General features: G+C 62.5%; 13 protein-coding genes. 4 read left to right on the top strand and 9 right to left on the bottom strand.

Annotated elements, in window-relative coordinates; genetic code table 11:
* Together VEK15_18455 and VEK15_18450 are read right to left on the bottom strand one after the other, a co-directional pair.
* Window positions 1-713, bottom strand: a 713-nt coding sequence (locus tag VEK15_18455) for a M20/M25/M40 family metallo-hydrolase (protein HXV62688.1), incomplete at its 3' end; no start/stop codon positions are given.
* 3 nt (window positions 714-716) lie between these two features.
* Entirely contained in the window at window positions 717-3,797 is a 3,081-nt protein-coding gene (locus tag VEK15_18450; protein ID HXV62687.1) for a TonB-dependent receptor, read from the bottom strand.
* A gap of 113 nt (window positions 3,798-3,910) precedes the next feature.
* On the opposite strand from VEK15_18450, the gene VEK15_18445 reads away from it, so the two are divergent.
* The 3 genes from VEK15_18445 to VEK15_18435 are packed head-to-tail and all read left to right on the top strand — an operon-like array spanning window position 3,911 to window position 6,592.
* The gene (locus VEK15_18445) at window positions 3,911-4,741 is read left to right on the top strand and encodes a MerR family transcriptional regulator (GenBank protein HXV62686.1); all 831 of its coding nucleotides are present in this window, start codon (window positions 3,911-3,913) and stop codon (window positions 4,739-4,741) included.
* A 13-nt stretch (window positions 4,742-4,754) separates the two neighbouring features.
* Window positions 4,755-5,801 carry a P1 family peptidase gene (locus VEK15_18440; protein ID HXV62685.1) on the top strand — a complete coding sequence of 349 codons (1,047 nt, stop codon included), beginning with the start codon at window positions 4,755-4,757 and terminating at the stop codon, window positions 5,799-5,801.
* Window positions 5,798-6,592: an SDR family oxidoreductase gene (locus VEK15_18435; GenBank protein ID HXV62684.1), complete on the top strand. Its 795-nt coding sequence runs from the start codon at window positions 5,798-5,800 to the stop codon at window positions 6,590-6,592. Before VEK15_18440 ends, VEK15_18435 begins: the two co-directional genes overlap by 4 nt.
* Window positions 6,593-6,651: 59 nt before the next feature.
* On the opposite strand, the gene VEK15_18430 is transcribed toward VEK15_18435, so the two are convergent.
* The 7 genes from VEK15_18430 to VEK15_18400 form a co-directional block, all read right to left on the bottom strand.
* Window positions 6,652-7,071 carry a PIN domain-containing protein gene (locus VEK15_18430; GenBank protein ID HXV62683.1) on the bottom strand — a complete coding sequence of 140 codons (420 nt, stop codon included), beginning with the start codon at window positions 7,069-7,071 and terminating at the stop codon, window positions 6,652-6,654.
* Window positions 7,068-7,313 carry an AbrB/MazE/SpoVT family DNA-binding domain-containing protein gene (locus tag VEK15_18425; GenBank protein ID HXV62682.1) on the bottom strand — a complete coding sequence of 82 codons (246 nt, stop codon included), beginning with the start codon at window positions 7,311-7,313 and terminating at the stop codon, window positions 7,068-7,070. The genes VEK15_18430 and VEK15_18425 overlap by 4 nt, the downstream gene beginning before the upstream one ends.
* 241 nt (window positions 7,314-7,554) lie before the next feature.
* The gene (locus tag VEK15_18420) at window positions 7,555-7,836 is read right to left on the bottom strand and encodes a type II toxin-antitoxin system RelE/ParE family toxin (protein HXV62681.1); all 282 of its coding nucleotides are present in this window, start codon (window positions 7,834-7,836) and stop codon (window positions 7,555-7,557) included.
* Window positions 7,826-8,068, bottom strand: a complete 243-nt coding sequence (locus VEK15_18415) for a ribbon-helix-helix protein, CopG family (GenBank protein ID HXV62680.1) — start codon at window positions 8,066-8,068, stop codon at window positions 7,826-7,828. Before VEK15_18415 ends, VEK15_18420 begins: the two co-directional genes overlap by 11 nt.
* 155 nt (window positions 8,069-8,223) lie before the next feature.
* The gene (locus VEK15_18410; protein HXV62679.1) at window positions 8,224-8,490 is read right to left on the bottom strand and encodes a ribbon-helix-helix domain-containing protein; all 267 of its coding nucleotides are present in this window, start codon (window positions 8,488-8,490) and stop codon (window positions 8,224-8,226) included.
* An 83-nt stretch (window positions 8,491-8,573) separates the two neighbouring features.
* Window positions 8,574-11,825, bottom strand: coding sequence for a glycosyl hydrolase (locus tag VEK15_18405; protein ID HXV62678.1), 3,252 nt, complete (start codon window positions 11,823-11,825; stop codon window positions 8,574-8,576).
* Window positions 11,822-12,850 (bottom strand): phosphotransferase, encoded by a 1,029-nt coding sequence (locus VEK15_18400; GenBank protein ID HXV62677.1) that lies wholly within the window; start codon window positions 12,848-12,850, stop codon window positions 11,822-11,824. The genes VEK15_18405 and VEK15_18400 overlap by 4 nt, the downstream gene beginning before the upstream one ends.
* A 78-nt stretch (window positions 12,851-12,928) precedes the next feature.
* Between VEK15_18400 and VEK15_18395 the strand changes: the two genes are divergently transcribed.
* Window positions 12,929-13,705, top strand: a 777-nt coding sequence (locus VEK15_18395; protein ID HXV62676.1) for a carbohydrate binding family 9 domain-containing protein, incomplete at its 3' end; no start/stop codon positions are given.

Here is a 13,705-nt window from a genome sequence, read left to right as displayed (position 1 = left end):
CGTCGAATGGCCTCGAGAAAAAGACTCATTTGCGCGATGGCGCTCACGCCGAGAAACGGCATGCTGCCGTGGGCGACGCGGCCATGGGCGGTGACCTCGAACCAGTAGACCCCCCGATGGCCGACGCAGATTCGGTCAACTCCGAGGGGCTCAGGAATGATGACGTAGTCGGTGCGTTTCTTGGTGAGGCGCCCGGTCTCGCAGAGCCAGGCGACGCCCGCGTAGCCCCCGCTCTCCTCGTCGACGGTGCCGCTGAGCTCGACGCTTCCGCGAAGGCGGATTCCCGCCCGGCGAATGCACTCGACGGCATAAACGGCGGCGGCGATTCCCGCCTTCATGTCTGCCGTGCCCCGCCCGTAGATGCGGCCCGCGCGTACGATCCCGGCGAAGGGATCGAGAGTCCATCCATCTCCCGCGGGCACCACGTCGAGGTGACCGTTCAGATGGACGACCGGGCGCGTCTTTTCTCCGCGGAGAGCGCCAAAAACATTGACTCTGGGATGGGCCGTGCTGTGCTCGGGGCGGCCATCGGCGACGACGTAGTCCACCTCGAACCCGCAACTGGCGAGACGGCGCCCGAGCGTTTCCGCCGCCTCACGATAGAGGTTCCCCGGCGGATTGACGCTCGGGACGCGAACGAGCTCGGAAGTAAAATCGACGAGCTCGTCTCGAGCTTTCTCGATCTCTCGCCGAACCGCTTCGACCCGGTCCAAAGCTCAACGACCGAATAGGTAACGAACGCCGATCTGGATCTCGCGTCCGGGATAATACGCAACCGGAGTTCCAAAGTCGGGACCCGAGACCGAGTTGACGTTCAGTACGTTGGCCTGGTTCGTGAGGTTGAAGGCTTCCACCAGGATGCCGAAAGAGTGGTCGTTCGCTATGCGAAAGACCTTCTCCACGCGGAGATCGACGTTGAACAGAGGGTCGGTCCGGAAGTCGTTGCGCGGAACGCTCACGTCGCGTTGATCGACGAGCCCGTCGCCGTCCTGATCCGTGATCCCGCGCGGATTGAACGCCGCTCCGCTCTGCCAGTTCAGGATGCCGCTCACGTTGATGTCGCCGGGCAGATTGACCGAGCCGTTGGTGACGAAGATGTGAGGCGCGGAGAGGTTCGAGGGTCCGTAGTCGTTCTCAGGGTCGTTGTTGTCGCTGAAGCCCGAGCCTGCGGCGCCGGTGAGCAGATTGTCCCGAGCTCTCGAGCCGGTGTAGGAGATTCCGAACATGTAGCGATCGCTGAAGCGCTTGCGGACTTCGATCACGACGCCATCGTAGTCGATGCGACCGTCGTAGGTCACCTGGCTGATTCGCGGTCCTCCGTCGGTGGTCCGGCCGAAGTTGGGATCGCCGGGAGCTACGTCGTAGAGGTTGGTTATGCGGCGGGTGAGGAGGTCACGGCTTCGACGATGGACGTACGTCACCGAAAGGCTCAGATCGGGCGTGACCTGCCGGTCGACCCCGACGTTGAAGGCGCGGGTCCAGGGCGTTTTCGCCTCGGAGTAGCGCGATACGTCGCGGCTCAGAGCGAGCGGACCTCGGGGGAAGAAGGACAGCACTCCGTCGCCCACGATCGATCCGCCGGGAACGTCGAAGAACTCCCAGTCCGTCCCGGGATAAGTGGATTCGAGCAGCGCGACCGCTTCCTCGGGGCTGAGGCCCGAGAGCTGCTGAATGTTGTCCGCCGTCACGACCGGAGGTAGCGAAGGATCGGAGACGGCGATTCCCAGTAGCTCGTAGAGGGCGAGCGGGTTCGCACGGAGATCGTCGGCGAACGTCCGGTAGTTGGGATTCTCCGCCGGCGTTCTCCCTCCGCCACCGGTGGGAAAGCCGGAGGTGATTACGAGATCGATCAGAGAGTCGGTGTAGTCCACGCCCAGACGGGGAAGCGCCACGTCGAAAGCGGAACGGGTGAAGATCCCGCCGAGCTCGGGAACGGTGGCCGCGGCATTGAGGAGGTTCCGATCGAAGAAGATGCCAAAATTCGCCTTGACGACGGTGAGGTGCTCTGCACCGATGTCCCAGGCGAACCCGGCACGGGGAGCGAGATTGTTCTTGTCGTCTCCGAAGAGGCTGGACCAGTCGTACCGCAATCCCAGGTTGAGGGTGAGATCGGAGCGCGGCCGCCACTCGTCCTGGAAGAAGATCCCGATTCCGTTGTCTTTCATGTCGAGATCGAGGCTTCCATCGGGATTGGCGGAAAGGGTGAAGAACCGGGCCGCGGACTGCTCGAATCCGAACTGTTCGAAGAGCGCCCCCTGGATGTCGGCCGCGTTCGGAGCGAGAAAAGCCGCGGAGTACTCGACGTCGTTCGTGACCTCGTTGAAGCCCGTGAGGTCTGCCCGGGTCCAGTCCCAGCCGAGCTTGAACTGATGGTCTCCGTTCCACTGGTCCTTGAACAGGCTCAACGCCTGGCTGACCTGGAGACGACCGAGATTGCGCTCGAACTTACCTCCGAAGGGGGACCCCGTCTGGAGAAAGCCGCTCCGGAGAAGCACGAGCACGGGCTCGAGGCGCTCGTTCCGCTCGAGGTTGTTTCCACCCCGACCGTCGATGAAGCGGAAGTTCGTTTCGAGAAACGAGACGTCGTTGATGGTCCAGCTCTCGCGCGCGGTGAAGCCGGTCGACTCCCGCAGCTCGGTCCTCTCCGCGCTCGGCAGCGCGATGGTGCCGGCGATGGGGGAGCTGATCTCGCCGGATACGTCGTCCTTGGTGCGGTTCAACGAGAACGTGAGGCGATTGGACGGGTTGAGGTTCCAGTCGAGCTTGAACAGACCGGTGAACCCGTCGGTCTTGGGCCCGAGCCCGAAGTCCTCAACGCCCGACGGAGTCGCGAGGCCCTGCTGGACGAAGTCCGCGATCTGGGAGCGATCGATATTGACCCCCCGAGTCTCGTCGAGAACCTCGAACGAGCCGAAGAAGAAAGCTCGGTCCGCGGAAATCGGGCCCCCGAGCGTTCCGCCCCATTGCTGGCGCTCGAGCTTGGGGACTTCCTGATCGGGTACGTTCGAGGAGTCCAGGGCGTCGTCGCGGAAGAATCCGAAAGCGCTTCCTGACAACTGGTTGGTCCCCGAGCGGGTAATGATATTGACGACGCCGCCCTGGGCGCGGCCGAACTCCGCCTCGTAACCCGTAGTGATGACCTCGAACTCCTGAATCGAATCCTGGGTGTATCGCTGGAACGCGCCTCCGACGAGCGGATCGTTATTGTCGGCTCCGTCCACTACGTAGGAGACCGCCGAGCCGCGTTCTCCGAAGATCGAGACTTCCTGTCCCTGACTGCCTTCGGGGAGCGATTTGGCGCCGGGAACGAGCGTGATCAGGTCCTCGAAATTCCTCCCGTTGAGGGGAAGGGCGTCGATGGCATCGGTCGATACCCGGGAGGACACGTCGGCCCGGGTCGTCTCGACCTGCGGGGTCCTCGCGGAAACCTCCACGGTTTCCGATACCGCGGCCACTTCGAGCGTCACGTCGAGCGCGACCTCCTGATTAACGGCGACTTCGATCGCGCTGTGAACCGATGGATTGAACCCGGGAAGCTCGAATCGGACCGAGTAGAGTCCCGCCGGCAGCAGCGAGAGTCGATAGGCTCCGACGTCGTTGGTGACCGTGGCGAGGCTCTCACGTTGAAGAGCGGGGCTCGTGGCGATGACGGTCGCGCCGGGCAAGACGGCTCCGCTCGCGTCACGGACGACTCCGAAGATGGAGCCCGTGATCTGTGCTTCGAGCAGACGCGGTGTCGCGAAAACAAGCAACGAAACACCAATCGAGAGAGTGAGGGAAATCGCTCGACGAAACATGACCCGCCTCCTTGGGAGGAGGTTGCTATCACACACATGTAAGGTTGTCAAACTTTGCATAAATTTGATAGCATGCGCAGCGCTTGCGCAAGTCACGAGTTCCCGAGAGGCGAGTGAAACGAGCGAAGCCACCGCGTCGTGTTACCGGGGACAAGCCGCCGCGTTACCTGACCATTGGCCAGACCGCGCGGCTCCTCGGTCTGAGCCCCTCCACCCTTCGTCTCTGGGAGAACGCGGGGCTCGTGCGTCCCGCGCGCACGGACGGACGTTACCGCCTGTACGGTGTGAAGTCTCTCGAGCGGCTCAAGCGCATCCAGTACTTGCGGACGGCCAAGCATCTCAATATCGCGGCGATCCGCCATATTCTCGGAGAAGACTCGGGTGCCGCGCCCCCGGCGGTGGAGCCTCGGCTCGGCAACAAGCTCAGGCAGCTACGCCACCGACGCCGTTTGAAGCTTCACGAGGTCGCTTCCCGAGCCGAGATCTCTACGGGTTTTCTCAGTGCCATCGAGCGTTCTCGGGCGAACCCTTCGGTGGCTACGATCCACCGGCTCGCCGGAGTACTCGGCGTGAACGTCCACCAGCTGTTCGATCACCAGAAGGCGACGAAACGCGTCGTGCATCCGAACGAGCGCCGCGTCTACCGTCCGCAGCCTGGAGTGCGGGTCGAGTTCCTGGCGACGAGCACGACTGCCCTCAAGTCCATGCTCTTCCGCGTCGCACCCGGCGCGGGGAGCGAAGGCACCTACTTTCACGACGGGGAGGAGTTTCTCTATGTCCTCGAGGGACGGCTCGAGATATGGTTGGACGAGATGGATCGCTACGTGCTCGAGCCGGGAGACACTCTCTCGTTTCAGAGCTCTTACGGACATCGCTGGCTCAACCCATCGAAGACGGCGGAGGCGGTCCTCATCTGGGTCAACACGACGCCGCCGATGGAATGAACGGAGAGAACTGATGAGCAGATTGGCTGCGTTCTTGATCGTGCCTTTGACCATCGGGTTCGGGGCGCGTTCGTTTGGACAGGGGGGATTGACCGCCGTCGAAGGAATCCGCGTCGGGCATCACACTTTATCGGAGGCCCCGACGGGCTGCACGGTGGTTCTCGCGGGAACGGGAGCGTTGGCCGCCGTCGACGTGCGCGGTGGCGCTCCAGGAACGCGCGAGACCGATCTCCTGAGCCCGGAGAACATGGTCCAGGAAGCTCACGCCATCGTCCTCTCGGGCGGAAGCGCTTTCGGACTCGACGCCGCCACCGGAGTCATGCGTTATCTGGAGGAGAAAGGTATCGGCTTCGACGTGGGGGTCGCCAAGGTGCCGATCGTGCCGGCCGCAATTCTTTTCGACCTCGGGTTGAGCGCGAAAGCCGGCGTGCGGCCGGGGGCGGACTGCGGGTACAAGGCGGCTGCGGCCGCGGGCACGGGACCGATTGCGGAAGGAAGCGTTGGTGCGGGGGCCGGCGCGACGGTGGGAAAGCTCGGTGGACCGGGAATGGCGATGAAGGGGGGTATCGGCACTTGGTCCTTCAGTCTCGGCGACGGGCTCGTGGTCGCCGCCCTCATCGCTGTCAACTCCGTGGGGGACGTCATCGACCCGGACAGCGGCCGAATCGTGGCGGGCGTGCGCAAGCCGGATGGAGGCTTCGCCGACGCCCGCGAGATGCTCCGTGCGGGCCTGCCGACGCGGGACCGCCGCGGCGAGAACACGACCATCGGCGTCGTCGCGACGAACGCCCGGCTGAGTCAAGCTCAAGCGACCAAAGTTGCCCAGATGGCACAAGACGGTCTCGCCCGCACGATCTATCCCGTGCACACGCCCGTCGACGGCGACACGATATTCGTCCTCGCCACTGGTACTTTGGAGGGCGACGTCAATCTGCTCTCCGTCGGCGCGCTCGCCGCGGACGCGACCGCCCAGGCCGTGCTGCGCGCGGTGCGCGAAGCAGAGGGGGTCGCCGGCTTTCCGTCGGTGCGCGACCTCGAGGCGAAGGGAGTCAAAGAGTGAGCCGCGAATCCGTATTCCGCCTCGACGGGCGAGTGGTAGCCGTAATCGGCGCCGGATCGGGAATCGGTGAAGCGATCGCGCTCGGCTGCGCGCGGCAAGGCGCTACGACGATCTGTCTCGACGTCGACGAGAAGGCGGCGCGACGGGTTGCCGATGCCGTCGCCTCCGAGGGAGCTCGAGCGGACGCGGCGGCGGTCGACGTGCGAGAGAAAGCTGATGTCGCGAGCCGGCTCGGCGCGGCGCGTGAGACGCATGGGCGACTCGACGGGGTCGTGACCACGCCGGGGATCAACTTTCGCAAGCCGCTTCTCTCCTATACCGAAGACGAGTTCGACAAGGTCGTGAGCTTGAATCTCAAAGGGACCTTTCACGTTCTTCAAGTCGCGGGAGAGATTCTGGGAGCGCAAGGCAACGGAAGCATCGTGGCCTTGTCCTCGATCCGCTCGCAGGTCGTGGAGCCGGGACAATCGGTCTACGCGATGACCAAGGCGGGAATCGTGCAGCTGGTACGGACGCTCGCAGCGGAGCTGGGGCCCAAGGGGGTCCGCGTCAACGCCGTCGCTCCCGGCGTGGTCGAGACGCCGCTGACCGCGCCCATCAAGGCGAACGAGCGCTGGTACCGTGCCTACGCTGATAAGAACGTTCTCAAGCGGTGGGCGAGGGCAGACGAGCTCGCCGGGCCGACGGTTTTCCTTCTCTCGGATGCGGCCAGCTACGTAACGGGATCAGTTCTCTTCGTCGACGGAGGATGGACGGCTGCTGACGGCCGTTTCGATCCCCCGGGGATGTAACGAGTACCGAAGTAGGATGTAATACTATCAACACCGAATGCCGGCCATCCGAGTCATTACTACCGCATGAGCTCGGCAAGTGCCTGTGCGGGCGACACGACTTTTACGCCTCCAAGACGCTTACCGTAGAATCTGCCGAAGTGTGTCCGGTCCCCGGTGACCAGCCTATCTGCTTTCGCCTGGACAGCCGCGGCTAGAATCGGAGCATCCTCAGGCGGTAATGATTGCGCGAGCGCCCAGGCAACCCTTTCCGGCGTCGCCTCAGCCGTTACGCGAAGTTCTGGGATGATTGATTCCAAATCCCGCAACCGTTCGGGATACTTGAGCTGAATGTTTCGTCGCGCCTCCTCGAGAGCGTGAGGAGAGGTCAGCAGCTGGCACCGACCTCGTTGCGCCAACAGGAAAATCGCTCCGGCTCGACCGGCGGTGGAGTACGCGGCGCTGAAGACGACGTTGGCGTCAAGGAAGAGGCCTATCATTTACGGATGAGAGCCTTCAGCTTTGCTGCCTCCTTTCGGGACATGCGATCGGCCTCCTGGAATTCCTTCAGCCGTTTTTCGTCATAGATTTCCAACGGATATACACCAGCCTGACGGAGCCGAATCGCCCCGTCCGGTGTGGTCTCTAGAATCAGGAGCGCTTCACCTTCTATTCCCAGTCGTTTCAGAACGTTCTTGGGAATGGAGAGCTGCCCTTTCTTTCCCAGCTTGACCAGTTCCATAACCCCACCATACAGGAGTTTACAGAAACCGGCAAGCCGGATTCCGGATTGCCGCAAAAAATGACTCTAGGCGTGGTTCTTTGTCAAGGGCGTGTGGGCCAGGCGACGAAGAGGCATATTCCCTCCCGACCGGCCGTGACGCTGAGCGGTCGAGCACAGGGTGGGACTAGAAACTGATCAGGCGAGTCTACGCATCGGGTTCGGCCCCGTCAACCGAACGACTGACCGTCTCGAGCAAGTGCTAGTAAGCGGAGCCCCGATGCTCGGCGGCAATCATAAAGACGATTCTTTCCTCATCGTCGATCTCATAGAAGAAACGCCAGGCCCCGATACGATATCTCCATGTGTCCGGAGAGTAGCCTTTGAGCTTTCGAATGTTGGGACCGAAATGGGGGTGCTGCCTGAGCCGTGGATAGACGACTTGCTTGAGCTTTGCTACCACTTGGCGCTGGCCAGATCTCGCAATCGTCCGTAGGTCGTTGGCGAACTGATCGGTCTCGAAAATCCGGTAGTCACTCGACAAATCGGCCCTTCCGACGGCGCGCCTGCTTCGATCCGACCTTCAGTCTTTCGAGGAGTCGTTCGTTGCCCCGAATCTCGGCCATCTCGGCATCGTCGACGAACTGCTGCTCTCGGATCCTCGCGAGCGCAGCGGTCTCGATGAGGTTGGACAAAGGCCGGTTCTCGGCCTCGGCCGCCTCGCGCAGCTCCTCGTAGACTTCGTCATCGAGTCTCAAGGTTACCGTCTTGGCCACGTGAATTCTCCTGCGTTCGCCTGTATTCTATCATGTTCACGACCATCACAATCGACGTGGAGGGGTCTATGATGGTCTCAAAGAAGTCATCGCTCCGAGAAAAGTCAGCCGAGTGAAAGAGGCTTCGTTGGTCCGCTTTGCGTAAGGCTCGGATCTCAGCGGTCATCGAACAGGCGCTTCATCTCCTTGGTCGGCTTTCGCGGACGCGTCATCGCGTCACGCACTCTCCGCGCGCTTCCGGCGGTCAGTACCGAGCGAGCGGGCACGACGACATCTGCGGGAAGCTCCTCTAAAGCTTCGAGGTGCTGCAACAACGCATCTTCGATGACCCGTGCCCGCGTTTGACCCGTGCGGCGGACGAACCGGTCGAGGCGCTCTTTCGTTTCTTCGGAAACATGCGCAGATATACGAGTCGTGCCCATGAATCTAGCTGCTCCATTCTTGTACAGACTATTGTCGAAACAAGGTCCGTCCGTAAGAATCGCTCTCCCACCCTAAGTCGCTGTCAGCGTCTTCTCCAGCTCGGCAGGCGTCCCGGAGTCCAGGGTGCGCCGGCGGCGTCGAGCTTCTGCTCGAGCGCTCTGACGTCGGTGTCGATGAGCGTCCGCAGATCCTCGAGCACGGGCTCGAAGGCGTCGGCGGCGATACGGTAGTTGGCTCGGCTGGTCTCGGTTGGCGCCGAAGTCGATTGCCACTGTGCCGATACGATGTCCTGGACCCTCTCGACGATCGCGAGCGGCGCAGGTTCGGAGCGCGAACCGATCGTGTAGTCACCCGATAGAGCCACAGCGATCGCGTAGAGCCGGTCCTCGAGAGCGCGTGCCTCGTCGAGCAACGAGGGGTCGGCTTCGGGCGCCTGGAGGATGGCTTTTTCGATGTAATCCAGCCGCTCGCGCGTGCTCTCGACGGCACGCGCGGCGCCGAGCACGGCACGCTGAAGGGCAGCGGTCTCCTGTTGAAAGGCCAGAAGGGCAGCCTTGTCCTCGGCAGGTAGAGTCGCAGTGCCGAGCGCTACCGTCTCGAAGCGCTGCGGCTCTCCGAGTGGTGTGACGACCCCTTCGACGCGCTTCGACAGCGAAACCTCGTACGTGCCCGGCACCACCATCGGCCCTTGCGGCGGGGAGGCGAACGGGTTGTCGGGAGGGATCTCCTTCAGCCTCGTGGGACGCGAGTCGGGAAACCGAAGGTCCCAGGCGATGCGGTGAAAGCCCTTCGACATGGGTCCTTCGAGCCGTCGCACGACGTTGCCTTCGTCGTCGCGCACCGTCAGGAAGATCGCTGGCTCGGTTTCGCGGTCCTCGGCCCGAAGCGCGTCCCAGTTCGGGTAGCGGATCGTCCCGCCCTCGCCCTCGATACGTTTTTCTTCCTCCTGGCGCCTCTTCTTGCGCGTCTGCAGCTCGTCCCTGAGGTAATAAGTAAAGACGGCTCCGAAGGGAGGGTTGTCCGCGGTATAGAACGAATCGCCCTGGAACGACTTGCCGCGCAAGCCGAGCGGCGTGGACTCCATGTACATCCAGGCGCGCTTGACGGGGAAGACGAGTGCCTCGCTTCGGAGCGAATCGGCACTGACGCGCCGGAGGGGCGAGTAATCATCCAGTATGTAGAAGCCGCGGCCGAAAGTGCCGAGGACGAGGTCGTTCTCACGACGCTGGATCGCGATGTCACGCACGGAGATCGTCGGCAGACCTCCGCTGAGCTCGGTCCAGTGCGCGCCCCCATCGACGGTGACATAAACGCCGAACTCCGTTCCGGCAAAAAGAAGGTTCGGGTTCTGATGATCCTCGACCACGGTGTAGACGGGACCATTCTCGGGAAGATTGCCGCTGATGGATACGAAATTCGAGCCGCGGTCGGTGCTCTTGAACACGTACGGCTTGAAATCGCCCATCTTGTGATTGTCGAACGCGGCGTAGAGAGTATCGGTGTCGTGAAGCGAGGCCGCGACCCGACTGACATAGGTTCGTTCCGGAACTTCTCGCGGAAGCTCGGTACGGAACCAGTCGGCACCGCCGTTAGCCGTCACCTGGATGAGCCCGTCGTCCGTGCCAACGTAGATGAGGCCCTCGAGGAGAGGGGATTCGGAGAGCGAGACGATGCTTCCGTACATCGAGGTCGAGTTGTTCTTGGCAACGGCATCGACGCTCCAGACCTTGCCCATCACTTCGAGAGCGTTCCGATCGATGCCGGCGCTCAGATCGGGACTCACCGGCCGCCAGGAATCGCCGCGGTCATCGCTTCGAAACAAACGATTGGCGGCGAAGTAGAGCCTGGTCGGCGAATGGGGACTGATGATGATAGGAGAATCCCAGTTCCATTTGAGCTCGCTCTCACCGGCGCCGGGTTGGGGTTGGATGAAGATCTCCTCACCGCTCTTTCGATCGAAACGCACGAGCCCGCCGTGCTGGGATTGCGCGTAGAGGATGTCCGGATTCTCGGGGTCGATGACCGTTTCGAAGCCGTCACCCCCTCGGGTTACGAACCAGTCGGCGTTGGTGATGCCGTGTGCCGTCGTGGTGCGCGAGGGACCGCCAAGACTGAAGTTGTCCTGCGTTCCGCCGTAAACGTTGTAGAAAGGCGCGTCGTTGTCGACCTCGACGCGATAGAACTGGGTGATGGGAAGATTGGCCTTGAAATGCCAGGTCGCGCCTCGATCGAAGCTCTCGTAGACACCCCCATCGCAGCCCGCAAGGAGATAATCCGTGTCGTCGGGATCGATGTAGAGCGCGTGGTTGTCGACGTGCTTGAAGTTCTCGCCCACTCGCGCGAACGTCTTGCCGCCGTCCTCGCTTACCATCATCCACGTATCCATGGAATAGACCCGCTCCGCTCTGAGGGGATCGGCAACGAGCTCTTGATAGTACTGCGGGCTTCCACTCACGTGGTCGCCCCGCTTCTCCCAATTCCACCCACCGTCGAGCGACCGATAGACTCCACCCTTGTCCTCGGTGGCTTCGATGATGGCGTAAATCACGTCTGGCTCGGCGGGTGACTGAGCGAGGCCGATGCGGCCCACATCGCCCGTGGGCAGACCTTTCGTGACCTTCGCCCAGCTCGCGCCGGCATCCGTGGACTTGTAGATGGCGGATTCGGGTCCGCCGTCGATGAGCGTCCAGACATGACGGCGCCGCTGATAGGACGCGGCGACGAGCACGTCGGGGTTGCGGGGATCCATCTCGACATCGGTGACGCCGGTGTCCGCGCTGATCTCGAGGACCGGACTCCAGGTTTCGCCGCCGTCGGTCGTCTTATAGAGGCCGCGCTCGCCCCCGGATCGCCAGAGAGGACCCTGTGAAGCCACGTAGACCGTCTTCGAATCGCGCGGGTCGACGACGATCTTCGCGATGTGCTCGGACGTTTGGAGTCCCATGTTCTTCCAGCTCTTGCCGCCATCGAGCGATTTGTAGACGCCATCGCCGTAGGAGACGCTCCGCTGGCTGTTGTTCTCGCCGGTTCCGACCCAGACGACCAGGGGATCGTTGGGATCGATCGTGATGCAACCGATCGAATAGGAGGGCTGGTCGTCGAAGATCGGCGTCCAGGTCGTGCCCGAATTCGTCGTCTTCCACACACCTCCGGAGGCTGCCGCAACGTAGTAAGTCTTGCGATCCGTCGGATGGACCGCGATGTCCACGATCCGGCCCGATGTGAGGGCGGGGCCGATGGAGCGGAAGCGCAACCCGTCAAAGGTCGACGAGGTCATGGGATCGTCGGCGGGTTGCTGGGCCAGTGCGAGCGCGAGCGTAATCGCTGAGATCAAGTGGGTCCTCCTGTCAAAACGAGCTCTCGGGAGGTCTGAAGGAGCTCCGTTTTTTCTCGAATACCGTAGGTCAAAGGCAGCTGTGCGACGCCGAGGAGCCGCCGCATGATCTCGACGCCGGCAAATCCCCGGACTAGAGAAGTGAAACGCCGATCCCCGTAAGCGTGCAAGACTGCATCGCGAAGCGATTGTGGTTGGCGCGCGAGACAGAGGTGCGCCAAAAAGACACCCAAGTCGAAGCTTCGTTCGCCGAGAAAGCAGAACTCAGGATCGATGACACGAATGCCTGACGGGGTCCGAAGCCAGCTTCCGGGAAAGTAATCTCCATGCACCAAGTGCTCCCCGTCGGCGAGATAGAGTTTGCCGAGCTCCTCGACGTGGCCCAGGTAATCGGAGTCGCGTTTGAGGGAGAGCGCGACATCGCCAAGGCCAGGCGTGATGGCATCGAGGTCGAGGCCGTTGTCCTCGACCAGCGGCAGTTCAAAGATGTGGTGGTGGTTGAGCGCGCGCATTTCGCGGTTGGCGAAGACTTGTTTCCGCTCGCTCTCGAGCGCCTCGAATGGCTCGTGCAGCGTCGCGGCATAGCTCAAGAGCTCTCCCAGCTCCCTTTCTGCCAACGTCGCCCCGCCATAGAGATCGGTAAAGTCCTGGGCTTCGCCCAGATCCTCGAGCACGACGACACGCGCTTTCCGATCGGCACCCAGGAGCTTGGGCATCGCGTCGCGCAGGCGCGGACGTGTCGAGACCGTCTCGTAGAACGCGATCTCGACCAGAGCACGATCCGGGGGAGCCGCAATCTGGGGATATTTCTCGACCCATGGTCTCGCCTGCTTCAGGATGAAGGTGCGCTCGGTGGTGGCGAGTCGAAGGGTCAAGTTCATGTTGCCCTCGCCTGCCCGGGTGATCGAGACGAGGGCTTCTCGATCGCCGAGAAACCCTTCCTCTCGAGCGTAGCGTTCGAGGCCGGCGACGTCCGCCGGCTCCACGAGAAATTCAATGCGGTCAGGTTGCTTCGAGCTCTGCACCGGAGCGAGATTCTAGCGTTTGAGAGCAGGTGGCGCGAGGGTGGCGAGTTGGGTGTAATTAAGATAACTTCCCTGGACGTGCCTGTCGCGCCGCGTGCGATCCCTCGGCTCGTCGTGTCGGTCTTGTGCCTCGTGCCCGGAGCGCTGGCGCAGGACGAGGGTGGCAAAAACTCGACGACACCGCCGGTGGTCATCCATGGACCGCCACCACCAGAACCTCCCGCCGTTCTGTCACGCGACGACCGTGGCCGCGTCACCATTCGGGCCACCCGCATCGCCGAGCCCATCGTGCTCGACGGGAAGCTGGACGAGCTCCTCTACCGCCAGGTCCCGCCGGTGAACGGCTTCGTCCAGCAGGAGCCCAACGAGGGTGCCCCCGCGACCGAGGACACGGACGCCTGGATCTTCTTCGATGACGAAAACGTCTATATCTCGGCGCGATGCTGGGACAGCCATCCCGAACGGATGATCGCCAACGAGATGCGGCGGGATCATCGGAACATCTTCCAGAACGAGAATTTCACGATTGTCCTCGATACCTTCTACGACCGGCGCAACGGGTTCTTCTTTCAGACGAACCCGCTCGGGGCTTTACGCGATCAAGAAGTGGGTGACGAAGGCAACCAGAACAACAATGACTGGAACACGGTGTGGCACGTCAGAGCGAGCAAATTCGATCGCGGCTGGGTGCTGGAGGTCGCGATCCCTTTCAAATCGCTGCGCTACAAGGAGGGTCGTGACCAGATCTGGGGAATCAATCTCAAGCGCTCGGTCCGATGGAAGAACGAAGAGAGCTTCATTTCCCCGGTGGCCGCCTCCCACCGGTTCCGCGGTGTCTATCGTTTCTCCGAGGCG

The organism is Vicinamibacteria bacterium, assembly GCA_035620555.1.
Lineage (GTDB): Bacteria > Acidobacteriota > Vicinamibacteria > Marinacidobacterales > SMYC01 > DASPGQ01.
Note: the sequence above shows the minus strand (reverse complement) of the source record. Positions and strands in the feature narration are given on the sequence as shown.